Annotated in this window: 24 protein-coding genes; 14 read left to right on the top strand and 10 right to left on the bottom strand. The window is 70.5% G+C overall.

Translation table 11 applies throughout. The features are described from left to right. Positions 1–36: 36 nt before the first annotated feature. A complete protein-coding gene (locus CLV67_RS52230; protein WP_170154141.1) occupies positions 37–513 on the top strand; it encodes a toll/interleukin-1 receptor domain-containing protein in 477 nt (158 codons plus the stop codon). A gap of 59 nt (positions 514–572) precedes the next feature. Then, complete coding sequence (fxsT, locus tag CLV67_RS36600) at positions 573–3065, top strand: FxSxx-COOH system tetratricopeptide repeat protein (protein ID WP_170154140.1); 2493 nt, start codon at positions 573–575, stop codon at positions 3063–3065. Positions 3066–3070: 5 nt separating this feature from the next. Here fxsT and CLV67_RS36595 read toward each other — a convergent pair whose 3' ends face one another. Beyond that, positions 3071–3868 (bottom strand): hypothetical protein, encoded by a 798-nt coding sequence (locus CLV67_RS36595; protein ID WP_106326873.1) that lies wholly within the window; start codon positions 3866–3868, stop codon positions 3071–3073. Between the two features lie 192 nt (positions 3869–4060). On the opposite strand from CLV67_RS36595, the gene CLV67_RS36590 reads away from it, so the two are divergent. Continuing rightward, positions 4061–6487 (top strand): ATP-dependent Clp protease ATP-binding subunit, encoded by a 2427-nt coding sequence (locus CLV67_RS36590; protein WP_106327103.1) that lies wholly within the window; start codon positions 4061–4063, stop codon positions 6485–6487. Here CLV67_RS36590 and CLV67_RS36585 read toward each other — a convergent pair. Further along, positions 6445–7467 (bottom strand): lysylphosphatidylglycerol synthase transmembrane domain-containing protein, encoded by a 1023-nt coding sequence (locus CLV67_RS36585; protein WP_106326871.1) that lies wholly within the window; start codon positions 7465–7467, stop codon positions 6445–6447. The genes CLV67_RS36590 and CLV67_RS36585 overlap by 43 nt on opposite strands. Positions 7468–7581: 114 nt before the next feature. On the opposite strand from CLV67_RS36585, the gene CLV67_RS36580 reads away from it, so the two are divergent. The 7 genes from CLV67_RS36580 to chrA all read left to right on the top strand — a co-directional run bounded on the left by CLV67_RS36580 (position 7582) and on the right by chrA (position 13715). Next, on the top strand, positions 7582–8439 hold the full coding sequence (locus CLV67_RS36580; protein ID WP_146169428.1) for a hypothetical protein: 858 nt from the start codon (positions 7582–7584) through the stop codon (positions 8437–8439). 116 nt (positions 8440–8555) lie between these two features. Further along, positions 8556–9524 (top strand): alpha/beta hydrolase, encoded by a 969-nt coding sequence (locus tag CLV67_RS36575; protein WP_239166667.1) that lies wholly within the window; start codon positions 8556–8558, stop codon positions 9522–9524. 10 nt (positions 9525–9534) lie between these two features. Then, positions 9535–10500 (top strand): helix-turn-helix domain-containing protein, encoded by a 966-nt coding sequence (locus tag CLV67_RS36570; protein WP_106326866.1) that lies wholly within the window; start codon positions 9535–9537, stop codon positions 10498–10500. 26 nt (positions 10501–10526) lie between these two features. Next, positions 10527–11216, top strand: coding sequence for a histidine phosphatase family protein (locus CLV67_RS36565; protein ID WP_106326864.1), 690 nt, complete (start codon positions 10527–10529; stop codon positions 11214–11216). Between the two features lie 39 nt (positions 11217–11255). Continuing rightward, on the top strand, positions 11256–12050 hold the full coding sequence (locus CLV67_RS36560) for an arsenate reductase/protein-tyrosine-phosphatase family protein (protein ID WP_106326861.1): 795 nt from the start codon (positions 11256–11258) through the stop codon (positions 12048–12050). A gap of 13 nt (positions 12051–12063) precedes the next feature. Further along, positions 12064–12555 (top strand): VOC family protein, encoded by a 492-nt coding sequence (locus CLV67_RS36555; protein ID WP_106326859.1) that lies wholly within the window; start codon positions 12064–12066, stop codon positions 12553–12555. Next, positions 12552–13715, top strand: coding sequence for a chromate efflux transporter (chrA, locus tag CLV67_RS36550; RefSeq protein WP_106326856.1), 1164 nt, complete (start codon positions 12552–12554; stop codon positions 13713–13715). The genes CLV67_RS36555 and chrA overlap by 4 nt, the downstream gene beginning before the upstream one ends. A 41-nt stretch (positions 13716–13756) precedes the next feature. Here chrA and CLV67_RS36545 read toward each other — a convergent pair whose 3' ends face one another. The 3 genes from CLV67_RS36545 to CLV67_RS36535 form a co-directional block, all read right to left on the bottom strand. After that, on the bottom strand, positions 13757–14305 hold the full coding sequence (locus tag CLV67_RS36545) for a hypothetical protein (protein ID WP_106326854.1): 549 nt from the start codon (positions 14303–14305) through the stop codon (positions 13757–13759). Then, complete coding sequence (locus tag CLV67_RS36540; RefSeq protein ID WP_106326852.1) at positions 14302–14589, bottom strand: helix-turn-helix transcriptional regulator; 288 nt, start codon at positions 14587–14589, stop codon at positions 14302–14304. The genes CLV67_RS36545 and CLV67_RS36540 overlap by 4 nt, the downstream gene beginning before the upstream one ends. 68 nt (positions 14590–14657) lie before the next feature. Further along, positions 14658–15836: a cytochrome P450 gene (locus CLV67_RS36535; RefSeq protein ID WP_239166666.1), complete on the bottom strand. Its 1179-nt coding sequence runs from the start codon at positions 15834–15836 to the stop codon at positions 14658–14660. A gap of 162 nt (positions 15837–15998) precedes the next feature. Between CLV67_RS36535 and CLV67_RS52865 the strand changes: the two genes are divergently transcribed. Next, positions 15999–16568 (top strand): hypothetical protein, encoded by a 570-nt coding sequence (locus tag CLV67_RS52865; protein ID WP_211304170.1) that lies wholly within the window; start codon positions 15999–16001, stop codon positions 16566–16568. A 425-nt stretch (positions 16569–16993) separates the two neighbouring features. Here CLV67_RS52865 and CLV67_RS36525 read toward each other — a convergent pair whose 3' ends face one another. After that, on the bottom strand, positions 16994–18226 hold the full coding sequence (locus CLV67_RS36525) for an RNA polymerase sigma factor (RefSeq protein WP_239166665.1): 1233 nt from the start codon (positions 18224–18226) through the stop codon (positions 16994–16996). Further along, complete coding sequence (locus CLV67_RS36520; RefSeq protein WP_106326848.1) at positions 18223–18585, bottom strand: YciI family protein; 363 nt, start codon at positions 18583–18585, stop codon at positions 18223–18225. The genes CLV67_RS36525 and CLV67_RS36520 overlap by 4 nt, the downstream gene beginning before the upstream one ends. Before the next feature lie 99 nt (positions 18586–18684). Here CLV67_RS36520 and CLV67_RS54840 point away from each other — a divergent pair, with 99 nt between their 5' ends. Together CLV67_RS54840 and CLV67_RS36510 are read left to right on the top strand one after the other, a co-directional pair. Beyond that, positions 18685–19059 (top strand): CbrC family protein, encoded by a 375-nt coding sequence (locus tag CLV67_RS54840; protein ID WP_373873182.1) that lies wholly within the window; start codon positions 18685–18687, stop codon positions 19057–19059. Further along, positions 19007–19357 (top strand): hypothetical protein, encoded by a 351-nt coding sequence (locus CLV67_RS36510; RefSeq protein WP_146169427.1) that lies wholly within the window; start codon positions 19007–19009, stop codon positions 19355–19357. The genes CLV67_RS54840 and CLV67_RS36510 overlap by 53 nt, the downstream gene beginning before the upstream one ends. A 387-nt stretch (positions 19358–19744) precedes the next feature. Here the strand turns inward: CLV67_RS36510 and CLV67_RS36505 are convergent, their stop codons facing one another. Then, on the bottom strand, positions 19745–20362 hold the full coding sequence (locus CLV67_RS36505; protein ID WP_211304169.1) for a hypothetical protein: 618 nt from the start codon (positions 20360–20362) through the stop codon (positions 19745–19747). On the opposite strand from CLV67_RS36505, the gene CLV67_RS36500 reads away from it, so the two are divergent. Then, positions 20361–21638 (top strand): serpin family protein, encoded by a 1278-nt coding sequence (locus tag CLV67_RS36500; RefSeq protein ID WP_106326841.1) that lies wholly within the window; start codon positions 20361–20363, stop codon positions 21636–21638. The genes CLV67_RS36505 and CLV67_RS36500 overlap by 2 nt on opposite strands. A gap of 15 nt (positions 21639–21653) precedes the next feature. Here CLV67_RS36500 and CLV67_RS36495 read toward each other — a convergent pair whose 3' ends face one another. After that, positions 21654–22811: a cytochrome P450 family protein gene (locus CLV67_RS36495; RefSeq protein ID WP_106326839.1), complete on the bottom strand. Its 1158-nt coding sequence runs from the start codon at positions 22809–22811 to the stop codon at positions 21654–21656. Between the two features lie 17 nt (positions 22812–22828). Next, positions 22829–23389: a TetR/AcrR family transcriptional regulator gene (locus CLV67_RS36490; RefSeq protein ID WP_106326837.1), complete on the bottom strand. Its 561-nt coding sequence runs from the start codon at positions 23387–23389 to the stop codon at positions 22829–22831. Between the last annotated feature and the right edge of the window lie 9 nt (positions 23390–23398).

Raw genomic sequence — 23398 nt, 5'->3', positions numbered from 1 at the left:
TCGCTTTCCGGGAACCGTTCGTGCAGTGTGGACGGCGTGGCCAACCGCATCTTCATCTCGCACACCGGTAGCGATACCACATGGGCCGAGTGGGCCCGCTGGCATCTGGAGACCGAGGGCCATCCCACCGAGCTCGACAGCGTCGACTGGAGCTCCGGCACCAACTTCATCGAAGCCATGGACAAGGCGCTCGACAAGGACAATCCGCTGCTGGTGCTGCTTTCGGAGGCCTACCTGGAGAAGACCAGGTTCACCAACGACGAGTGGACCGCCCGCTTCGCCCAGCGCCGGCGGGATCCCAGGGCGAAGCTGATCGCCATCCGGCTGGAGGACGTCGACCTGTCCGGCGGAATCTGGGCGCCGATCATCACGTACGACCTGTTCGGCATGGATCAGGACGCCGCCGCCAAGGTCCTGCTGAAGGCGGTTCTGCTGGCGCTCGACCCGGACGCGGCGAGGAAGCTGCCGCCGACGCCACCACCCTTCCCCGGAGGCCCGGCGCAGACCCGGTGAACCTTCGGCCACCCGATCGGTGGTCGTTTTCCGGCAAACGTTCGTGCAGTGTGGACGGCGTGGCCGACCGTATCTTCATCTCCCACACCGGCAAGGACCGTGCGTGGGCGGAGTGGGCGCGCTGGCACCTGGAGAAGGCCGGGTACGCGACGGAGCTGGACAGCGTCGACTGGGCACCGGGCACCAACTTCATGGAGGCCATGAACACGGCGCTGCGGCGGGACAACCCGCTGCTGGTGCTGCTGTCCGCCACCTATCTGAACCCCGAGAGGCCCAACACCGACCACTGGACCACCCGGCTGGCCCAGCGCCGCAATGACCCGGACGCCAAACTAATCCCGCTGCGGGTGGAGAACGTCGACCTGCACGACGGTCTGTGGGCACCCATCGTCATCCCCAGCCTGTTCGATCTGGACCCGGACCAGGCGGTTGTTCTCCTGCTCGACGCGGTCCGCCAGGTGATCGAGTCCGCGCCGGCCACAGCACGGTCGGCTGTGCCTCCGGCCTTTCCGGGCCGGACGGCGCCGAGCGCCCCTGCCGACGGTCCGCGGCCTCCCGGCTCGATGCCCGCGGTATGGAACCTGCCTCGTCGCAATCCCGGCTTCACCGGCCGCGACGACATGCTCAACCGTCTGCACGACACGCTCAGCAATGGACGCCCTGTGGCGGTTCAGGCCCTGCACGGCATGGGCGGGGTCGGCAAGACCCAGCTGGCTCTGGAGTACGGCCACCGGTTCGCCGGCGAGTACGACCTGGTCTGGTGGATCCCGTCGGAACAGCCTGAGCTGATCGGCGACCACCTGGCGGCACTCGCCGAGAAATTGCGGCTCGTCCCGGCGGGCACGGCGACACCGGACGCGGTCGAGGCGCTGCGGGACCACTTGAGGCAGTCCGGACGGTGGCTACTGTTGTTCGACAACGTCGAGGCCCGCGAGGACCTCTCTCCGTGGCTGCCGGTCGGGCCAGGCCACCTACTGATAACCAGTCGGAACCCGAACTGGATCGGCATCGCGGATGCCGTGGACGTGAACGTGTTCGCCCGCTCTGAATCTGTCGAGTTGCTCCGGACCCACCTGCCTCGGATAACCGACCACGACGCGGATCTGCTCGCCGAGGCACTGGGCGACCTGCCGCTGGCGGTCGGACAGGCGGTGGACCTTCTTGCCGAGACAAGTACACCCGTCAAGGATTATCTTGACGATCTCGCGGTCCATACGGCGGAGCTGATGGGTGAAGGGAGGCCGCCGGTCGGGTACCCCGTGCCGCTGGCCGCTACCGTCGCCCTCACCGCCGACCGTCTGTGCGCCACCGATCCCGCTGCGGGCCACCTGCTCTACCTCTGCGCCCGGTTCGGACCGGAGCCCATCCCCGCCGACCTGTTCACCGCGCGTCCCGACCTCCTCCCCGAGCCTCTGGGCACCATCGCCGGAAAGCCGATGGCGTTCCGGCGTATCGAGGCCCAACTCGGCCGATACGGCCTCGCCCGCCTGACCGACACCGGTCTGATCCTGCACCGGCTGGTCCAAGCTGTCCTGCGCGACACCGACCCCGACCCGGCCGGTCACCGCGACACCGCCGAGCGCCTTCTGGTCGCCGCAAGGCCCGACGATGGCACTCACCCACAGTGGTGGACTCGCTGGAGCGTGCTGCTGCCGCACATCCTCGCCGCGGATCCCGCTACCACCGACAGCCACAGCCTGCGCGACACCACCAACAGCGCTGTATGGCACCTGATTGCCCGCGGCGATGCCGGCACCGCCCTGCCCCTGGCCGAACACCTGCGTCACTCCTGGAGCCGCCGCTACGGTCCCGACGATCAGGCCACTCTCTCCATCTCCGAGATTCTTGCGAACATCCATAACGAACTCGGCAACTACCAGAAGGCTCACGATCTCAGCCAGGACAGCCTGGCCCGAGAACGCCGCCTTCACGGTGACGACCACCCCCGGACTCTCACCGCCGCCACCAACCTCGCCAACGACCTGTATCGCCTGGGGAACTTCGAGCAGGCCCGGGCCCTGGACGAGGACACCCTGACTCGACGTCGACGGACACTCGGGGACGACCACCGCGACACGCTGGCGTCAGCCGGCAACCTCGCCGACGATCTCCGCAGGCTGGGCGAGCATGAACGTGCATGGCGGCTGGACGAGGACGCCCTCGCCCGACGGCAACGGATCCTCGGCGACGACCACCCCGACACGCTGATGTCAGCCAGCAACCTCGCCGTCGACCTCCGCCAGCTCGGCCAGCACGAACGTGCACGACAGCTGGACGAGGACACCCTCACTCGACGGCAACGAATCCTCGGCGACGACCACCCCCACACGCTGCGCTCCGCCAACAACCTCGCCATCGACCTCCGCCAGCTCGGCCAGCACGAACGTGCACGACAGCTGAGCGAGGACGCCCTCACTCGACGGCAACGAATCCTCGGCGACGACCACCCCGACACTCGGAGGTCGGCCCATGACCTCGCCAACACACTGGATGCGCTGGGCCGGCCCAACGAGGCTGAGGAGCTACGGAAGCGGTTCGGGCGGCGATTGTGAAGCCGCTACAGCGCCCCGACGTTGTCGGACGTCGCGACCTCGTGTCCGGTGGGTGGGCCGTCTGAGGACCACGTGACGGCTGTGACGATGCCGGTGGGGGTTCGGGTGCCGGGGGCGTCGCCGCCGAACGTTGACACCAGGACGGCGTCGAGGGTCTGGCGGGCGCCGTCGAGGGAGCCGCGCAGGCTCGTCGAACGGAGTTCGCGGCCGAGCGTGACAGCCGCGTCGCGTAAGTGCCGGTCGGTGCCGTTCGAGGCTGCGGTGAGGGCCGCGTCGACGCGGGCCCACAAGCGCCAGCGCTCCTGGTCGAGCAGCAACCGGGCGGCGCGGTCCAGGTCCGAGCAGGTGAAGTCGACGGCCGTCTCCTCGCCGAGCTCGGCGGCCCAGGCGAGTTCGTCCCGCGGCGGAAGACGGTGCGGGCTCTCGTGCAGCAGCACGGCGTACAACATGGACAGAACGGTCTCCCTGCCGTCGCCGGCGTAGAGGGGACCGGCCCCACCGGTGGCCCGCATCGGCGGGAAGCGCCGGACCAGATGGGCGGCGCGGCCGAGCGGGAGATCCACCGCCAGGCGGGTGTCGGTCACCCGGGAGTGGAAGGTCCGTTGTTCGCGGGCAGCGAACATCCAGGCGCGGTGCTCGTCGACCGGATGCGGGAGTGACGGGTGCGGGAGCGAGGCCCGCGTCTGCTGTTCGAGCAGGCGTGCGGCCACCGAGTACGCCACCCCGAGCTGGGCGGCGAGGGCTCTGATGGCCCGCCTGCGGGCACGGTCGGGTACGGATCGGCGGCTGCGGGTCACGGTCATCGGACACCTCCCGGCCTCATGTTAAGCACAAACCGTTGTACGCTCGGGGGGCAGCAGCGCCTGCACGAGCGTAGCGAGGCCACCCACGCGGGCCGCGCGTCAACGCCAAGAGGCTCCGACTCAGCGCACGCGACTTCAGCCTGTCCTCCTTCGGCGAAGTGCGTGGGGCTTCGCGTTGGAGACGTGATCATCGTGTTCGAACGCTTCACCGACCGTGCCCGTCGTGTCGTCGTCCTGGCCCAGGAAGAGGCCCGGATGCTCAACCACAACTACATCGGCACGGAACATCTGCTGCTCGGCCTTATCCACGAGGGTGAGGGTGTGGCCGCCAAGGCATTGCTGAGTCTCGACGTCGAGCTCGACGCGGTGCGGCGGCAGGTCGAGGAGATCATCGGTCAGGGGCAGAGCGCACCGGGCGGGCACATCCCGTTCACGCCACGCGCCAAGAAGGTCCTCGAACTGTCGCTGCGGGAGGCGCTGCAGCTGGGGCACAACTACATCGGCACCGAGCACATCCTGCTGGGGCTGATCCGCGAGGGCGAGGGCGTCGCGGCGCAGGTGCTGGTGAAGCTCGGCGCCGACCGTGACCGCGTTCGCCAGCAGGTGATCCAGCTGGTCGCCGGGAGCACCCCGGCCGAGACCGGCAGAGCGGTCGGCACACCCGCTCAGACCAGGGAAGGGCTTCTCGATCAGTACGGCACGAACCTGACGCAGGACGCGCGTGAGGGCAAGCTCGATCCGGTGATCGGCCGGGAGCGCGAGATCGAGCAGGTCCTTCAGGTGCTGACACGGCGGCGCAAGAACAACCCGGTGCTGATCGGTGAGCCGGGTGTCGGCAAGACGGCGGTGGTCGAGGGCCTGGCGCAGGCGATCGTCAAGGGCGAGGTGCCCGACTCGCTGCGCGGCAAGCAGGTGTACACGCTGGACCTGAGCTCGCTGGTGGCCGGTTCGCGCTACCGCGGTGACTTCGAGGAGCGCCTGAAGAAGGTGCTCAAGGAGATCCACTCACGCGGGGACGTCATCCTGTTCATCGACGAGATCCACACGCTGGTCGGAGCGGGCGCCGCGGAGGGTGCGATCGATGCGGCGTCGATCTTGAAGCCGCCGCTGGCCCGGGGCGAGCTGCAGACGATCGGGGCGACGACGGTCGACGAGTACCGGAAGGTGTTCTCCAAGGACAAGCCGTTGAGCCGCCGGTTCCAGGAGATCGGAGTCGGTGAGCCGTCGCTGGCGCACAGCATCGAGATCCTCAAGGGGCTGCGGGACTTCTACGAGGCGCACCACCGGATCAGCATCACGGACGCGGCCCTGGTCGCGGCCGTGAACCTGGCCGACCGGTATGTCGCGGACCGTTTCCTGCCGGACAAGGCCATCGACCTGATCGACGAGGCGGGCGCGCGGGCACGGCTGCGCGCGATGACGTCGTCGCCGGAGCTGCGGGAGTTCGACGAGCGGGTCGCCCAGGTACGCCGGGACAAGGAGGCCGCGATCGACGCGCAGCACTTCGAGCGGGCCGCGCAGCTGCGCGACACCGAGAAGAAGCTGCTGGGTGAGCGGGCGCAGGTCAGCGAGCTGGACGTGGCGCTGGAGGTCGACGACGAGCAGATCGCCGAGGTGCTGGCGAACTGGACCGGGGTGCCGGTCTACAAGCTGACCGAGGAGGAGACGTCGCGGCTCCTGCGGATGGAGGAGGAGCTGCACAGGCGCGTGATCGGTCAGGACGACGCCGTCGCGGCCGTGTCGAAGGCGATTCGGCGTACACGTGCGGGACTGAAGGATCCGAAGCGACCGGCGGGCTCCTTCATCTTCGCCGGGCCGTCCGGCGTCGGGAAGACGGAGTTGTGCCGGACGCTGGCGGAGTATCTGTTCGGGTCGGAGGACGCGCTGATCCAGCTGGACATGTCCGAGTTCCATGACCGGCACATGGTGTCGCGGCTGGTCGGCGCGCCGCCCGGCTACGTGGGTTACGACGAGGGCGGTCAACTGACCGAGAAGGTACGCCGTAAGCCGTTCAGCGTGGTGCTGTTCGACGAGATCGAGAAGGCGCATCCGGACGTGTTCAACACGCTGCTGCAGATCTTGGAGGACGGCCGGCTGACCGACGGCCAGGGACGGATCGTGGACTTCAAGAACACGGTGATCATCCTGACGACCAACCTGGGCACCCGTGAGGTGGCTCGTTCGGTGGGGTTCCAGACGTCCGAGACCTCGTCGTTCGAGCGGATGAAGATCAAGGTCGGCGACGAGCTCAAGCAGCACTTCCGCCCGGAGTTCCTCAACCGCATCGACGACACGATCGTCTTCCACCAGTTGCGTGAGCAGGAGATCCTGCGGATCGTCGACATCTTCACGGCCCGCATCGAGTCCCAGCTCAGGAACAAGGACATGGGTCTCGAGCTGACCGGCGCCGCCCGCAGCCACCTGGCCGCCAAGGGCTTCGACCCGGTGCTGGGCGCCCGGCCGCTGCGCCGGGCGATCCAGCGCGAGCTGGAGGACACGCTGTCCGAGAAGATCCTCTTCAACGAGCTGCGTCCCGGCCAGACCGTTGTGGTGGACTGCGAGGACGGCCGGCTGATCTACCGGACCGCCGAGCGCGACGTGGTGGTGTCCGCCGGGTGAGAGTTGCGTGATCGGCGCTGGAGGACCGCCCACGCGATCCATCCGGTGCCGATCACGAACCCGAAACTGATCAGCCGGTACAACACGACGGTGGCGATGGCGGTGCCGGTGTCGACTCCGCCCGCGAGCAGGCCGAGGATCAGCGCGCTGTCGATCACACCGAGGCCGCCCGGCACGATGGTGATGGTCGCGGCCGCGTACCCGGCGCAGAAGGTCAGCAGCAGCTGGGTGACGCTGATGCCGCTGCCGCTGACCGCGTGCAGGCACAGCCACAGGCAGGCGGCGTCGAGCAGCCAGTTGAGCAGGGCGTGAGCGCCGGCCACGATCGCGTTGCCGGGTGTTAGGCGGACCGCGCCGAGCTGCTCGACGAACGCCGTGACCCGGTCGACGCCGTGTTCGCCGGGCCGGCGCCGGAGGCGGTTGATCCGGGCCACGACGGCCCCGATCAACGCGGCGACGGTGTCGGGCCGCCGGGCGAGACGCCGGATCCCGACGGTGAGCAGCACCGCTCCCACGGCCAGTCCGGCCAGTGTGGGCCATGGCGGCGTGCCCTGGGCCGCGACGGCGCTGACCGTGGTGACGGTCGCGAGCGCGGCGGCGGACAGGATGCCGGAGAGGGCGATGCACCAGGAGGCGACGGCCGGGCTGGCGCCGAAGCGGCGCATCTGCTGGAAGTTGAAGCGGGTCGAGAAGGCCGGGCCGCCGGGGAGGGTGACGCTGAGCGAGTGGGCGGCGTAGGCGAGTGCCGCGTGCCGGTAGAGCGGCACCCGGACTCCGGCCGAGCGCAGCAGGCGGCGCTGCATGCGGGCGTAGGCGCCCATCGCGGCGAGTTCGGCGAAGAGGGCGGCGGCGACCTTGCCGGGGTCGGGTGTGCGCAGATGGGCCAGGGCCGCGGTGAGCGACGGCCAGGCGAACAGGAGTTCGACGCCGAACAGGGTGAGCAACAGGGCCACGGCGAGCGGGCGCCACCAACGGGCCATGCTCACCCCCAAAAGAACGACTGTTCGTTTTTATCGTGACCGCGCTTCCCTGTCCCTGTCAATCCACGAACCGGCGGGGCAGTGACGACGGCCGATCGCACCTATGCTGCCCCGGTGCGTTTCGCTTCCATACTCTCCACAATCATCCGGGTTGTCGCCGTCTTGCTGGTGATCGCGGGACTCATCGCCTACACGCCGCTGGCCCGGAAGTACGCCGACGACCACGTGTTCGTCGCCGAGAACAAGCAGACCATCACGATCACGACCGGCCCCGGCGAGCCGCTGAGCCTCGGCGTGAAGATGCCGAGCGCGGTGAGCGGGCTCTGGGCGTCGCCGGACGGACTGAAACTGGCGATCAACGACCAGCAGATCATCCTGATGGACCCGGTGCCGCAGACCTGGGGCGACGAGATCACCACGAACCTGCGGGACATCTCCGACGACAAGACCGCGACCGGCCGGTACTTCACTCCCGAGGTGACCGCGCGGACCGAGTTCGCGGGCAAGATCACCGGCACGGTCGTCTATCCGGTCGGCGGCCTGGCCGTCTTCCACGACGAGCAGGCCATCGTCGACGTACCGGTGAAACTGACCGTCGTTCCCGACGCCGAGCTCGGCCGGACCACCGGTGACCTGCTCGACCAACTGGTGTACGCCCTGTTCGGGCTCAGCGCCCTGCTGGTGTTGTTCGCGCTCGGCAGCATCGTCGTGTCGCTGATCCGGACCGGCCTGGCCGGCGCGGGCGGCGCGCTCTTCAGCGCCACCCTGTTCGCGGGCCTGTTCACGCTGATCGCCTGGGGCGCCGAGAAGGCTGCCACGCCGGAGGTCAGCGACGTCGACGTGCTCGGCGGGCTGCCCGCCACCCCGCTGCAGGTCATCCTCGCCATCGCCGCGGCGGTGTGGTTCACACTGTTCAGCATCGCGCTCGGCCCTCAGCCGGCCCAGCCTCAGCAGCCGGCTCCCGCCGCCTGACCCGCACCCGCCGGATGGCGGGGTGATTCCGCCGGATGGCGCTCGATCCCCCCGCCACCGGCGCAGCATCCTAGGTGACACCGATCACACCGGTGTTTCGTCAAGGAGGCCGCGCCGTGTCCATCGCTCCCCCGTTCGACCCCGAACTGTCCGCCGCCCTCAGCGTCATCGGCGAGCAACTGCCGCCGGCGCTGACCCCCGAGATGATCCCGCTCATGCGGGGAGGCGGCGAGGTCCTCCCCGCCATCAGCGACGACGAACTGCGTCGCGACGGCCGGTTCACCGTCGAGGAGCGCTCCGTCCCCGGCCTCGACGGCGACCCGGACATCTCCCTGCTGATCTGCCGGCCCACCGCGCCGACCGGCACCCTCGGCTGCGTCTACCACACCCACGGCGGCGGGATGATCATCGGCGACAACCGCCTCGGCGTGACCGAGATGCTCGACTACGCCGAACGCTTCAGCCTGGTAGTGGTGTCGGTGGAGTACCGGCTGGCGCCCGAGACCCCGCACCCCGGACCGGTGAACGACTGCTACGCCGGGCTGCTGTGGACCGCGGCGCACGCCGGGGAACTGGGCTTCGATCCGGGCCGTCTGGTCGTGGCCGGCGCCAGCGCGGGCGGCGGCCTGGCTGCCGCGATCACGCTGATGGCCCGCGACCTCGGCGGCCCGGCACTGCTCGGGCAGCTGCTGATCTGCCCGATGCTCGACGACCGCAACGAGAGCCCGTCGGCGGTGCAGATGGCCGGTCGCGGCATCTGGGACCGCACCGCCAACGCCACCGGCTGGGGTGCGCTGCTCGGCGCCGCCGCCGGTGGGCCGGACGTCTCGCCGTACGCCGCCCCCGCGCGGGCGACCGACCTGTCGAACCTGCCGCCCGCGTTCATCGACGTCGGCAGCGCCGAGACCTTCCGGGACGAGGACGTCACCTACGCGAGCCGGATCTGGCAGGCCGGCGGACGGGCCGAACTGCACGTCTGGCCGGGCGGCTTCCACGGCTTCGACGGCATGGCGCCGGCGGCCGCGCTCTCCCAAGATGCCCGGCAGGCCCGGGTCCGCTGGCTCGACCGCCTTCTCAACGCCTAATTTCAAGGGCATGAAGGATCTGGCCGTACGCCTGGCCGCGCTCGACGCGCAGGCCGGTGCGGCCGTGCAGGTCATCGCCTACTTCGACGGGCTCGCTGAGGCCGGCGCCGGTCTGCAGAGCATCGTCCGCGGTGCGGCGGTGCTGGCCGGCTGCCCGGCCCGGCTCGACGACACCACCCGGCGCGTGCACATCCGGATGCTGCCCGACGGTGCCGCCGAGGCCGCCCCCGACCGGGCCGGCGATCGGTGGCCGTGTCTCGACGCGGGCACGGCCGTGCTCGCCCTGGAACGTGACGGCGAGGCGGGCCCGGTCGACGCGATGATCCTGGAACGGGCGGCCGGCGCGGCGCGGGCGGTGCTCGACCGCACCCGGGGCCGGGCGCCGGCCACCGACGAACCGGCCCTGGTGGAGTTGCTCGTCGACGCCACCGCGCCGGCCGAGGCCCGGCTGCGTGCCGCACGTCTGCTCGGCCTGGCCCCCGACGGCACGGCACGCGTGTCGGTCGGCCACACCGGCGTGATCCGGATATCGGCGGTGGCCGCGGATCCGCTGCCGGGCCGGTGCGGCGTCGGTCCGGCCGTCGCGATCCCGGACCTCCCGGTGTCGTTCGAGGCGGCGCGGATCGCGCTGCGGTTCACCGCCGACGGCACCGACGACGACCCCGGCGATCCGGTCGTCCGGCACGACGACCTGGGCGCGCTCGCCGTGCTGGCCGCGGTGGCCGAGCCCGGTTCGGTGCCGGACGTACGGGCCCTCGATCACGCGACCGTGCCGTGGCTGCTCGCCACCCTGCACGCGGTCACCACGACGACCAGCCTGCGGGCTGCCGCGGCCAAGCTGCGGCTGCACCACTCGACGCTGCAGGACCGCGTCACCCAGGCCGAGCATCTGCTCGGCTGGAGCCTGCACGAGCCGCACGGCCTGCTGCGCACACAGCTGGCGCTGGCGCTGCGGCGCCTGCAACGCAACTCCTGAGTAACATCCGGCTGTATCGTGCGGCGGTGGCTCGACTTCTACTGATCAGGCATGGTCAGGCGTCCTTCGGCGCCGACGACTACGACGCGCTCTCTGCTCTCGGGCACGAACAGGCCCGTACCCTCGGAAGGTCTTTCGCCGAACGCGGCATCCGGCCGGCGCTGTTGGTGCGTGGTGACATGCGCCGGCACGCGGAGACCGTGGAGGGGCTGCTCGACGGTTTGAAACTCGACGTCGGCGTGGAGATCGACGCGGGCTGGAACGAGTTCGACTTCCAGCACGTCGTGGAGATCCACCGGCCGGCGTTCCGGGACCGGGCGGCCATGACGGCCGAGCTGGCCACCTTCGCCCGGCCGGACCGGGCCTTCCAGGAGATCTTCGACGCGGCGACGTCACGGTGGTCGTCGGGAGAGTTCGATCCCGAGTACGCCGAGTCGTTCCCGGCCTTCCGCGATCGTGTCGCCGCCGCTCTCGACACCGTTCGTGAACTGCTGCGCGAGCACAGGGACGTGGTGGTGGCGAGTTCCGGCGGACCGATCGCGATGGCGGCGAGCCTGCTCACCACCGGGACCACGGCGGGCTGGGCGGCGTTCAACCGGGTGTCGGTGAACACCGGCGTGACGAAGGTGATCTCCGGCGGCCGGGGGCTCTCGCTGTCGACGTTCAACGAGCACACGCACCTCGAAGGTGAGGCGCGGCTTCTCACGTACCGCTGAGGGGTATTGCATCAAATTGGTTTGATGTAACCTGCGGTCATGGGGGCCGACACACCGCCCGCGTTCCTCACCGCCGCCGGACATCCGATCCGATGGCGGCTGTTGAGCGAGCTCGCCCACAGCGATCTGGCCGTGCACGAGCTGACCGCTCTGCTCGGCCAGCCGCAGAACCTGATCTCCTACCACCTCGGCAAGCTCCGCAAGGCGGAGCTCGTCACGGCCCGCCGCAGCAGCGCCGACGGCCGCGACACCTACTACGCACTGCACCTCACCCGGTGCTCGGCCATGCTCGCCGGCACCGGCGGCGCCCTCCACCCCGCCCTGCGCATGCGCATCCCCGCCCCCGCCCCCGCCCCCGCGGCGGGCGGGCGCGTGCTGTTCCTGTGCACCGGCAACAGCGCACGATCCCAGATGGCCGAGGCCATCCTGCGGAGCGAGGCGGGCGGGGCGGTCGAGGTCCACAGCGCCGGGAGCAACCCCAAACCCATTCATCCGTACGCCGTTCGAGCGCTCGCCTCACGCGGTCTCGACCTGACCGCCGCCGAGCCGAAGCATCTCGACCGGTTCACCGGCCAGCGGTTCGAACACGTGATCACGTTGTGTGACCGGGTCAAGGAGGTGTGCCCGTCGCTCGACGGTGTCCACGGGCCGCAGCAGTTCGGCCGGCCACAGCAGTTCGGCCGGCCACAGCACTTCGGCCGGCCACTGCAGTTCCGCCGGCCACAGCATTGGAGCATGCCTGACCCGTCCCGCGATCCGGACGGGCAGGCGGCCTTCGACCGCCTGGCCGACGAGCTCACCGAACGTATCGGCTTCTTCCTGCACACGCTTTGAGAAGGAGAGGGTCATGACCGGCAACACCGTGCACGTCCGTTACCTGGTGGCGGACGTCCAGACCTCGATCGACTTCTACACGAAGTTTCTCGGCTTCGAGTCGATCACCACGTTCCTGCCCGCTTTCGCCGACGTCCGGCGTGGCAACCTGCGGCTGCTGCTGTCCGGCCCGGCCAGTTCGGCAGGCCGCGCCATGCCCGACGGCAGCGTCCCGCAGCCCGGCGGCTGGAACCGCATCCACCTGCTCGTCGACGACATCGACAGCGAGGTGAGCCGCCTGCGTACCGCCGGTGTGCCGTTCCGCAGCGACATCGTGAGCGGTCCCGGTGGCCGCCAGATCGTCCTCGACGACCCATCCGGCAACCCGATCGAGCTCTTCCAGCCGGCCGCCGCCTCCCCACCGGCCGCCGACTCTTCGCCGGCCGTCGCCTCCCCACCGGCCGCCGACTCTTCGCCGGCCGTCGACTCTTCGCCGGCCGTCGTCTCCCCGCCGGATGCCGGGTGACAGCGGTTACGCCGCGGGCGAGCCTCGGCACCGTGCTCGCCCAGTGGGGACGGATCGGCTGCATCGGCTTCGGTGGGCCGCCCGCCCACATCGCCCTGCTACGCAAACTCTGCGTGGACGACCGCGGCTGGCTGGACGCGCGCGAGTTCGAGGACGCGGTGGCCGCCTGCAACCTGCTGCCCGGCCCGTCGTCGACCCAGCTGGCGATCTACTGCGCGTGGCGGGTCCGCGGCCGGGCCGGTGCCGTGATCGGCGGCGCCGCGTTCATCGTGCCCGGCCTGATCGCGATCCTCGCCCTGGCCGCCCTGTTCCTCGGCGACCCGCCGACCTGGGTCCGGGCCGCCGGAGCGGGCGCCGGGGCCGCCGTGGCCGCGATCGCGCTGCAGGCCGGCTGGAGCCTGATGCCGCCCGGCTGGCAGCGGGCACCGCAGCAGAGCAGCCGGGTCCGGTGGTCGGCGTATCTGCTGGCCGGAGCTGTGGCGGCGGCGACCGTGGGCCCCTGGCTGGTCCTGCTGTTGATCGCTTGCGGCGTGGCCGAGGTCCTCTTCCAGCGCCCGTCACCCCCGCCGCGACGACCCGCCGGCGCGTTGCCGCTGCTGGCCGTGGCCGGCGCGGGCACGGGGGTACTGGCCGCGCTGTCCTGGACAGCGCTTAAGGTCGGCGCGCTCTCCTACGGCGGTGGCTTCGTGATCATCCCGCTGATGCAGGCCGACGCGGTCGAGCACCACGGGTGGATGACCGCCGCCGAGTTCCTCAACGCCGTGGCCCTCGGCCAGATCACGCCGGGCCCGGTCGTGCACACCGTGGCCGTGGTCGGCTACGCGGCCGCCGGTCTGGTCGGCGGCCTGCTGGCGGCGGCGGTCGCGTTCAGCCCGTCGTTCGCGTTCATCCTGCTCGGCGCCGACCGATTCGATCAGCTGCGCGGCAACCGCTACGTCCGGGCCTTCCTGGACGGTGCGGGCCCGGCCGCCATCGGGGCGATCCTCGGCTCGGCGGTTCCGCTGACCCTCGCCCTGGCCACGACCTGGCAGTACCTCGTGCTGGCCGGCGCGGCCGTCCTGACCCTGGCGCTGCGCCGGGGACCGGTCCTGACCCTGCTCACCGCCGCCACGGCCGGCGTCACCCTGGTCCTGCTGGCCGGCGCGCCGCTCCCTCACTGACCGCCGGCCGCACCCCGGCGGTCTGTCCGGCGCGCCGGTTCTCAGTCCTCGGTGCCGCCGAGCGGTTCGGTGTGCCGCCAGGCCAGCACGGCGGCGGGGATCATGGCGCCGACCAGCACCGCCGTGATCGTGATCGAGATCCAGCCGTCGCCGTCGACCAGGGAGCCGCTTCCGGCCTTGCGCACGAGACCGTCGGCGATCGCCATCAGCGCGAGCAGGCTGATCAACACCACGACGAGACCGTGAGCCAGACGGTAGGCGAGGTTGCGTTCGCTGATCTCACGCTCGTCGAGCAGCCGGTCCGGTGCGCTGTCGAGCAGCCGGGTAGCGGTACGCAGCAGCAGGATTCCCGCGACACTCAGCACCGCCACGGCCGCCATGAGGGCGCTGCGCGCCACACCGTCGGGCAGGGTCCCGGCGTAGAAGCCGGCGATCAGCGGCAGGACCGGCGTCAGGGCCACGATCCGGCGGTTACGACGGCTCGCCAGCCAGCCGGGCAGCGGGCGGTCCCGATGCTGCCGGATCCGGGCGTCCTTCTCGGCCAGCAGGCGGTTCAATTGCGCGGAGCGCTTGTCAGCGTCGATGCTCACCGGGGTTCTCCTGTCTTGGTGGGATACAGCTGTGCCGACATGGGTGCGAACGGTGTCAGCGAGAACACCGCTTCGACGGGCAGGTCGAACCAGGCGCAGATCCGCAGGGCCAGCTCCAGCGACGGGCCGTAGTCGCCGCGCTCCAGGAAGCCGATGGTCTGCGTGTTCACGCCGACCGCCGCCGCCAGGTCACTGCGGGACACGCCCCGTTCGGCGCGCAGCACCGGAAGCCGGTTGTGCAAGCAGCCGCCTCGCCGGTTCGCCTTCGGATCCTTGTCCGCCACGCATCGACTGTTGCGTATACACAACAGCGCGTGCACGTACACAACAAAAGGTTCTATTTGGGGTTGCCTCAGTGGCGGGCCAGGCGTAAAGGAAGGTGGGCGTAGGACGGGATCAGGACATTACGGCGGTAGCGCCGCTCCCGGATGCGCCAGGCCCGGCCGGGAGCGAGCAGCGTCTGCAGCAGGCCGGTGATCTCGGCGCGCGCTACCGGCGCGCCCAGGCACAGGTGCCGTCCGGCGCCGAACCACAGTTGCCGCTGGTCGGGCAGGTAACCGCGATCCAGGTCGAAGGCGCCGGCGGCGTTGTTGGCGGTCCAGGTCAGCATCAGCACCCGCTCCCCCGCGCGCAGCCGCTGGCCCTCGACGGTGACGTCGGCGGCGACGGCCCGCCCGATCACCGGCGCCGGGGAGGTCACCCGCAAACCCTCACGGACGGCGTCGGGCAGCAGCGACGGATCGGCGCGGAGCCGATGCTGGGCACCGGTGTCATGCAGAATCGCCACGGTACGGGCCATCGCGCTGGCAGCGGTCTCGGTGCCGGCGACCATGAGCAGCGTCGACAGCCCCTCGGCCTGGCGCTGGTCGATTCCCAGGTCGCGGCATCGGCCGAGCACCGTCTCGGGCGCCGCGGTCCGCCACGCCTCGGCGACGTTGACGGTGAGCCGGGCGACGATGACCTTGGCCCGGGCGATGGTCTCCGGCGTGAGATGGGTCGACGTGGTGGTGCCGAGCGCCAGCGCGGCGAGTTCCTCGCCAACGGCGAAGATCTCCCGGTACGCGTCATCGCGATCCGCCACCCGCAGCTGCAGCAGGTCCGCGACGATCCGTCCCACCAGCACCCGGCCCAGGTCGGCGATGTCGACCGCGCGGCCGCCGGCGAGCTCGGCACCGGCCTGTGCCAGCCGGGGACCGATCACCCGGTCGGTGAGCTGGCGGGCGTTCTCGTCGGTGAACAGATCGCGGGTCCGGGAGCGGAGCTGGTGGTGGCCCGGCCCGTCGAAGATCTCGTTGACCCAGTCGCCGAGGACCTGCGCCCACAGGTGCCCGACACCGCCCTCACCCAGCAGCGTGAAGTGCGCCGGATCGTTGAGGATCCGCCGGGCCACGACCGGGTCGGCACTGACCCATCCGATGCGTGGCACCCGCCGCAGCGACCCGGCGAGGCGTCCCGCGGTGAGCAGCAGGGGAAGGCTCGGCTTGGCGGCGACGAGAACGCGGAACTCATGGCGGCGTGCGGTGTCCAGCATCCGATCATCCTTACCCGCCCCGTCCGGTCCTGTCCGGCTGTCGCTCACCGTCGCCCCCGCCACGAAGATCCAGCTACGTCACGGGTGGACGGGATCGGCGAGACTGGCGTCGCTGGACGTTCTGTTCGACATAGGTGATCATGATTCGCCACCGACGAAGAAATGACCGTGATTCTGATGCGCCTGCCCCTCCCCGCCGGGGTCGTTCTGGTCCTGGCCACGCCCGTGGCGATCTCGTGGCTGGTCGGCGACCTGACCGACCCCACGTCTCTGGCCCTGGCCGCTGAAGGCGTCGACCTCGACTACGGGATTGAGCCGATCACTTTCGGACCCACCGGTGACCGGATCGTCGGGATCACGGCGTGTGTCGCGGTGCTGTTCTCGCTCGGTCTGCTCGTGCAGCAGACGGTCACGTCCCGCTTCCGCGGAGGCTGGTGGGCGGTGCTGCTGCCGCTCGTCGCGGTCGGCGTCATCCTCGGCTACGGCTGGCGGGTCTTCACGGCCGGCGGTATCGGCGCGAACATCGGCGCTGGGCTGGTCCTGCTGCTCGGTGGCCCGCTCGCGCTCGGCCTGCTGCTCGCCGCGATCGTCCCCGCCATGATCCTGCTCCGCGAGCGCCCCACCAAGGCCACCACCACCACCACCACCGCCGCCACCGCCACCGCTGCCACCACCGCCGCCGCCACCACCAACAGCGCCACCACCACCAACAGCGCCGCCGCCGACAGCTGACGGCAGATCTTGTGAGGTTCGGCCGCCATCTCGACCCGAACCTCACAAGATCTGCCGCCAAGAAGGCGAAGCGACGAAGCGTCGGGCGATCTTGTGCGGCTACGCCGCCCCAGCGACCACAACCTCACAAGATCTCCACCGCAGACGACCAGCGCGCGGCGCGGGGGATGCCCGCGACGCGAGAGATGCGCGCGGCGCGAGGGATGCGCGGCGCGGGGGATGCCCGCGACGCGAGAGATGCCCGCGACGCGAGAGATGCCCGCGACGCGAGAGATGCCCGCGACGCGAGAGATGCCCGCGGCGCGGGGGATGCGCGCGGCGCGGGAGCGTCGTGCTCGGGGAACGGGGTCCACTTCCAGAGCCGGCCGGCCCCGGTCGGATACCGAACAGACAGAAGCCCCCGGCCGTACGCTATCGCCGTTGATCTAGTCCTGAAGCTCTTCGCGGCGGCGGGTGAGGTAGGCGCGTTCGGCAGAATTACCTGCAAGATCAATTGCCCGGTCGTACGCTGCACGCGCGTCGCCACCACGGTCGAGTCGTCGCAGCAGGTCGGCACGGGCGGCGTGGAACGCGTGGTAGCCGTCGAGGACGCCTGCCAGCTGATCGATCTCGGCCAGCCCGGCGGCCGGGCCGTCGACCTCGGCGACCGCGACCGCCCGGTTGAGCCGCACGATCGGCGACGGGTCGAGCCGCGCCAACCGGCCGTAGAGGGCGACGATCGTGGACCACCGGGTGGCACCCGAGGTGTGCACCGCGTTGATCGCGGCCAGCAGCTGGAAGCGGCCCACGGACGGGCCACCGGACTCGACCGCGGCGATCCGTTCCCTGATCAGGGCATGTCCCTCGGCGATCAGGCCGCGGTCCCAGAGATCGCGGTCCTGTTCGGCGAGGACGATCAATTCTCCGGTACGGGACACGCGCGCCGGCCTCCGCGCCTCGGTGAGCAGCATCAGGGCGAGCAGCCCGGCCACCTCGCCGTCGACCGGGAGCAGAGTGCGCAGCAGTCGGCCGAGCCGGATGGCCTGTCCCGTGAGATCGGCGCGCACCGGATCGTCCCCGTCACCGGCCAGGTAGCCCTCGTTGAAGATCAGGTACACGACCGCGAGCACCCCGGGAAGCCGCTCGGAGATGTCGTCCTCGGTGGGCACCCGGTAGGGCACGCCGGCCGCACCGATCTTCGCCTTGGCGCGGGTGATCCGCCGCGCCATCGTGGTCTCGGGCACCAGGAAGGCGCGGGCGATCCCGGCGACGGTGAGCCCACCGAGCAGGCGCAGGGTGAGCGCCACCCGGGCCTCCACGGCCAGCACCGGATGGCAGCAGATGAACATCAGTCTGAGCCGGTCGTCCTCGACCGGCCCGATCGGCTCGGCAGGGGTGTCGTCGGCCATCATCCCGGCCGCCCGCTGCTTGGCGTCACGCTGCGACTCGCGGCGCAGCCGGTCGATCGCCCTGCGGGACGCCGTGGTGGCGAGCCAGCCTCCGGGATTCGGCGGTACGCCGTCACGCGGCCATCGTTCGGCGGCGGCCAGGAACGCCTCGGCCGCGGACTCCTCGGCGACGTCGAGGTCACCGAACCGGCGCGCGAGACCGGCGACCACCAGCGCCCACTCGTCGCGGTGGGCACGGGTGATCGCCTGCTCAGCGGCTGGGACGCTCAATACCGCCCCCGGCCGGGCCCGCGGAAGCGGTGCACCTCCTGCGGCCATTCGAGCGCGGTCGCGAGCCGGCCGGCCCAGTAGCGCGCCGTGTCGTCGTCAGGCACGTCCACGACGGCGAAGCCACCGAGGTGTTCCTTGGTCTCCACGTACGGCCCGTCGGTCACGATCGGCCCGCCCTCCCCCGACTCGGCACTGCACACCACGGTGGACCGGTCGAGCCCTCCGTTACTGAAGATCAGCACCCCTTCGGCGATCATCTCGTCGATTACCGGCCGGACCGCGGCGGATTTGGTCCCGATCTGTTCCTCGGTGTGCTCGGGCACCCACTCGTCGTTGAAGCTGATCAGGTACTCGGGCATGGTCGTCTCCTTCTGTCACCACTTCTACGAACGGTCACGCCCGGATCGGACACCATCGCGGAAAGATGGAGATCGTGAGCGCCCCACCCGACTTCCCCTATCATCCGGACCCGCTGGCCACCGGCTCCGTCCGGCCCGGTTCGCTCCTCTGTTCGTGTTTGCGGCCAGGCCAGGTCGATGATCTACACCGGTCCGGTGTTCGCCGCCGACGAGATCGAGAACGAGCTGTGCCCATGGTGCGTCGCCGCCGGCAGCAGGAACGCTGGCTGCACCATTGCGGCGACGGAGCCGAATTCCACGGCCACCTCGGCGCCGCGGCGCTCCGGGACCTTCCGGACGCCCGCCGCTACCTGGATTGGGGCCTTCTTCCGCCGCGAGCCGGGCGCTGCTGTGCGTTGCAGGCGGCGGGTAGCGTCTGGGCGTGGAGTTCATGGATGGGGTGAACGTCATCATGGCGGTCATGGGCATGGGTGAGCTCTGCCTTGGTGCCTATGTCTTGACCACCGGAAGAGTTCCTGGTGGTTACGTGCCGAGCCCCGAGCGGATCCGGAAGCTTGGTGTGTTCTTCATCCTCATCAGCGGATTCTTCCTGTTTCAGGTAGCCGGCTATGCCGGCGTCCGGCTCGATCTCTTCTCCCGCGGCATCCGCAGTGTGCTTGTTCTGACGGCCTTCGCCGTTGGCGTGATCGCGTTGATCAAGTACTGGCCGCAGTTTGCGCTGAGCAAGGTGCGCCAGCAGGCAGAAGACGTCTCCACCGACCAGCACGACTAGATCCGGCGTCAATCGTCATGCCGCGGAGCGTGTTGCGGATTTTCGCGGGAAGCCTCATTGGGGTGAGCCTCACGCCGAACGCTGGGCGCGCGAATGAGCCCGCTGAGGCCCTCATTCAGCCGCTGATCGACCACGCTGGATGTTCTGCCCGGAGAGGTGGGGAACGCGGTTGGCGGGTGGTCCGCGGAAGTTCTCCGTCACGGACCCGTTCGGGATGTCTTCGTCAATGGTGAGGTACGCCGCGTTCGCCTCACTGTCGTAGCTCATCCGCATAGGGCATTCGAGCATGCCCCTGCATGATCCTGGAGCCGAATCCTCGGCGGCACCTCGGGTGTGCACTCGAACTGCTGCCGGCAACGCGTCGCTGCTAACAATCGCATGTGACGGTCACCGCGGGCGCCACCAAGGCTTCTTCTTGGGAGCAACCGCCACCCCGTCCGTCGTGAACTGGGCTGACTCCTTGCCGATGACGAGGCTGATCTGGCGGGTCGCGCTGTTGACCAGGATGCCTTCGCATTCCGGGTCCTCGACCGCCATCTGCAGGAGTACGCGACCGGGCACACCGGCGTTGCACTGGGAGTTCGGCCTTTGTGCGGCGACGTCAGGGTCAGCGAAGGTGAGGATCCGGTGCCGTCCGTCGCCGTGCGTGGTCCGGCCAACGGCGAAGCCGGGGGCGGTCACGGGCAGTCCCTGCGCGTCGTGCGTCACGGTCCCGATGCCCACGACTCCGACAATGGAGTCGCGGAACATCTCCAGGAACCGGGCGTAGCTGTCCGGGCTGCTCGTATCCGAGTGTTCGGCCATGAGATCCGACAGTGGGGTATCACTCACGGATGGCACTGTAACGCCCGAACTGCGTGCTTCGATCAGGCCGCGATCGACCAACGTGCTCAACACGCGTATGCCCATGTCGCGCACCAGTTCGGCGGGGAGGCGCGAGCTGAGCCGTTCGAGGTCGGCCGCGTGAAGGCCACCGTTGTGGGTGTCTGGCACACTGCCCGCCATGGCACAGGACGTCTCCGGCGCCGTTGCTCGGTATGCGCGACGCTTTCACGCAACGGCCGGTGACGGGCATCATGTCGCATCACCGCTGGGAGCTTGGATTCTGCTGGCCCTCTGCGCGTCGGCGAGCGGCAGCGCCGGCGAACGCGACCGCACCAGCGCCGGTGCCGGCGAACGCGACCGCACCACCCGCGCCGCGTTGACGGAAGTGCTCGGCATGGATGTGGAGGCTGCCGCAGCGGCCGCCACGGCGATGCTGGAGCAACCGCATCCGCTGGTGTCGTCGGCCACCGCGGTCTGGAACCGGCCGGGCACTGACACGGACAGGCTGCGGCACTGGTATTCGAGCCTTCCCCCGCGGACCGGCACCGGGCCGCTGCCGGAGCAGGCGCTCCTCGATGCGTGGGCGAAGGAACACAGTCTCGGCATGATCGACGAGTTCCCGCTGAAGGTGACGCCCGATGTGGTGCTCGTGCTGGCCGGGGCCCTGGCGACCCGGGTGACGTGGGAGGAGCCGTTCGACGTCGCGCCCGCATCAGCGCTGGGGCCGGAAAGCGCGTGGGCCGCCGACCTGAGCCGCGTCCTGAGCAGCCCGCCCGCCGGACACGTGGCGTTCATCGCCACCACGGAAACGGCCGGCGACGTCATCGTGCACGCCGCAACCGCCGGCTGCGGCCCGGCGCGGCTCTCCGTGGTGTCGGTCGCCGCCGCGCCGGATGTCGCCTTCGGCAACGTACTGGCCGCTGCCCACGAGATCGCTCCCACCGTCCACGACCGACCACCGGCACACCGGGTGTCGTTGTTCGACCTTCCGGTGGGCGAGACCACACTCTGGACGATCCGCGAGGACCGCGCACCCACTCACGCGCCGTCCGGCCGGGAGGAACGGCATCGGGCGGTGCTGCCGTGCTGGGCAGCCGAGGGCAATCACGACCTGGGCGACCCGTCACTCGGGTTCCCGCTGGCGGCTCGGGCACTGGCACCGCTGCTGGAGCGCAGCGGTCTGGAGTTCAAGGCCCGGCAGGCCGCGGTGGCCAAGTATGGCCGGTACGGCTTCGAGGCGGCCGCGGTCACCGGAGGCGCCGCCATCGAGAGTGAGCCCGCGGAAGGTGACGTGCGCGCCGCGGAACTGCGATTCGGACATCCGTACGCCGTCGTCGCCGTCACGAACGACACGGCGCGGGGGCCGTGGCACGGCGTTCCGGTGTTCTCGGGATGGGTCGGCCGGCCGGAGGACGTACCGGAGGAGGATCCGGACGACGAGGCCGCCGACGACTGACCTCGGGGCCCGCCGTCAGGCCGGCGGTCGGCCGAGGCGTACCGGTAGCGCGGCCAGACCGTGCATCAGCAGTCCGGAGCGCCACCGCAGGTCCTCGGGCGGCACCGCTGCCTCGAGGTCCGGGTGCCGGGCGAACAGTCGATCCAGAGCGATACCGGCCTCCAGCCTGGCGAGCGGTGCGCCCAGGCAGAAGTGGATGCCGTGCCCGAAGGCCAGGTGCCCGCCGTCGCCGCGGTCCGGGTCGAAGGTGTCCGGGTCGGTGAAGCGCTCCGGATCGCGGTTCGCCGCCAGCAGCGAGACCAGGACCTGCTCCCCGGCCGGGATCGTGACGGTGCCGAGGGTGAGCGGGCGCGTCGTGACCCGGTAGGTGGAGGTCGCCGCCGGGCTCGCCATCCGCAGTACCTCCTCGACCACGGCGGCCGTCGGGCGGTCCGGGCGGGCCGGCATGCGGCACAGTAGGTGAACGGCGTTGCCGATCAGGTTCGCCGTGGTCTCGTGGCCGGCGATCAGCAGCAGCAGCGCCATGCCGACGAGTTCGTCACCGGAGAGCCGGTCGCCCTCGTCGGCCATCGTCAGCAGCGCGCCGAGCAGGTCGTCCTCGGGATCGGCTCGCTTGCGGGCCAGCAGGTCACCGAAGTAGGTGACCATCCCGGACATGGCCGCGACCATGTCGGCCGGAGCCGGTCCGCCCACGATGATCGTGTCGGACCAGGCGCGGAGCGGTGCGCGTTCTCGCGGCGGAACCCCGAGAAGTTCACAGATCACTTCGAACGGCAGCGGTACGGCGAAGCCGGCGATCAGATCCGGTTCGGGTGCCGCGCCGAGCTCGTCGAGCAGCCGGTCGGTGATCCGCTCGATCGCGGGCGTCAACTCCCGGGTACGCCGAGGGGTGAACGCGGCCGACACCAGCCGCCGCAGACGGGTGTGGTCCGGCGGGTCGCGCAGCAGCATCTGGGTCGCCAGAGCCGGGCGCAGCGACGCGGGCAGCTGGTCGACGGGCTGCCGCTTGGACAGCGACGGATCGGTCAGCACCTGCCGGGCCTCGTCCCAGCGGGTGACCATCCAGAACGGGACCCCGGCCGCCGAGGTGACCCGGTGGACCGGGCCCGCTTCGCGCAGTTCGGCCAGGGCCGGGTGCGGGTCGGCCGTGTACTCCTCGCCGAACAGCGACATCGCGCTCCCTTCAGGGTTCAGCCTCGGGGACGGAGGCCGTCCAGAGCAATGTCGAGGACGCGGCGGCGCTGGTCCTCGTCGACGAAGGCGGCCGAACTCAGGCCGGAGACAAGGCGCAGGACGTCGTCGAAGGCGGCGTCGGCGCGGATGGAACCGGCCTGCTGGGCCCGGGCGAACAGGGGCTCGCCGGCGGAGTACATGACGGCCCGGCAGCTGCCGAACATCGCGGAGTCGCGATTGAGCAGGTCGATGATGGCGCGCTTGGTGGCCACGTAGGCCACGAAGCGCTCGAGCCAGGCCCGCAGCGCCTCCCACGGCGGCAGGTCGGCGACGGTGGCCGCGACCTCGCTGAGCTGGGTCACCTCTTCGATGTAGACGGCCTCGATGAGGTCCTGCCGGGCCGGGAAGTTGCGGTAGAGGGTACCGATGCCGACGCCGGCCCGCTTGGCGATCTCCTCGAGGCTGGTGTCGACGCCGTTGGTGGCGAAGGCTTCGCGGGCGGCGACGAGGAGCGCGTCGAAGTTGCGCCGGGCGTCGGCGCGCTGCGGGCGGCGCACTGTGATCGGCACCTCGGTCATGAAAACCCC

Origin of the sequence: Actinoplanes italicus (genome assembly GCF_003001815.1) — a bacterium.
In the GTDB taxonomy this organism is placed as follows: Bacteria; Actinomycetota; Actinomycetes; order Mycobacteriales; family Micromonosporaceae; genus Actinoplanes; species Actinoplanes italicus.
This window is presented reverse-complemented; position numbering and strand designations above follow the sequence as displayed.

Excerpts from the sequence above, each read along its gene's own strand:
- CLV67_RS36570 (WP_106326866.1), top strand. The coding sequence starts at position 9,535 with ATGAAGGATCTGGCCGTACGCCTGGCCGCGCTCGACGCGCAGGCCGGT.
- CLV67_RS36595 (WP_106326873.1), bottom strand. The coding sequence starts at position 3,868 with ATGACCGTGACCCGCAGCCGCCGATCCGTACCCGACCGTGCCCGCAGG.
- CLV67_RS36500 (WP_106326841.1), top strand. The coding sequence starts at position 20,361 with ATGGCACAGGACGTCTCCGGCGCCGTTGCTCGGTATGCGCGACGCTTT.
- CLV67_RS36520 (WP_106326848.1), bottom strand. The coding sequence starts at position 18,585 with ATGCCCGAGTACCTGATCAGCTTCAACGACGAGTGGGTGCCCGAGCAC.
- CLV67_RS36535 (WP_239166666.1), bottom strand. The coding sequence starts at position 15,836 with ATGCTGGACACCGCACGCCGCCATGAGTTCCGCGTTCTCGTCGCCGCC.
- CLV67_RS36555 (WP_106326859.1), top strand. The coding sequence starts at position 12,064 with ATGACCGGCAACACCGTGCACGTCCGTTACCTGGTGGCGGACGTCCAG.
- CLV67_RS36490 (WP_106326837.1), bottom strand. The coding sequence starts at position 23,389 with ATGACCGAGGTGCCGATCACAGTGCGCCGCCCGCAGCGCGCCGACGCC.
- CLV67_RS36560 (WP_106326861.1), top strand. The coding sequence starts at position 11,256 with ATGGGGGCCGACACACCGCCCGCGTTCCTCACCGCCGCCGGACATCCG.
- CLV67_RS36495 (WP_106326839.1), bottom strand. The coding sequence starts at position 22,811 with ATGTCGCTGTTCGGCGAGGAGTACACGGCCGACCCGCACCCGGCCCTG.
- CLV67_RS36585 (WP_106326871.1), bottom strand. The coding sequence starts at position 7,467 with ATGGCCCGTTGGTGGCGCCCGCTCGCCGTGGCCCTGTTGCTCACCCTG.
- CLV67_RS36505 (WP_211304169.1), bottom strand. The coding sequence starts at position 20,362 with ATGGCGGGCAGTGTGCCAGACACCCACAACGGTGGCCTTCACGCGGCC.
- CLV67_RS52865 (WP_211304170.1), top strand. The coding sequence starts at position 15,999 with ATGACCGTGATTCTGATGCGCCTGCCCCTCCCCGCCGGGGTCGTTCTG.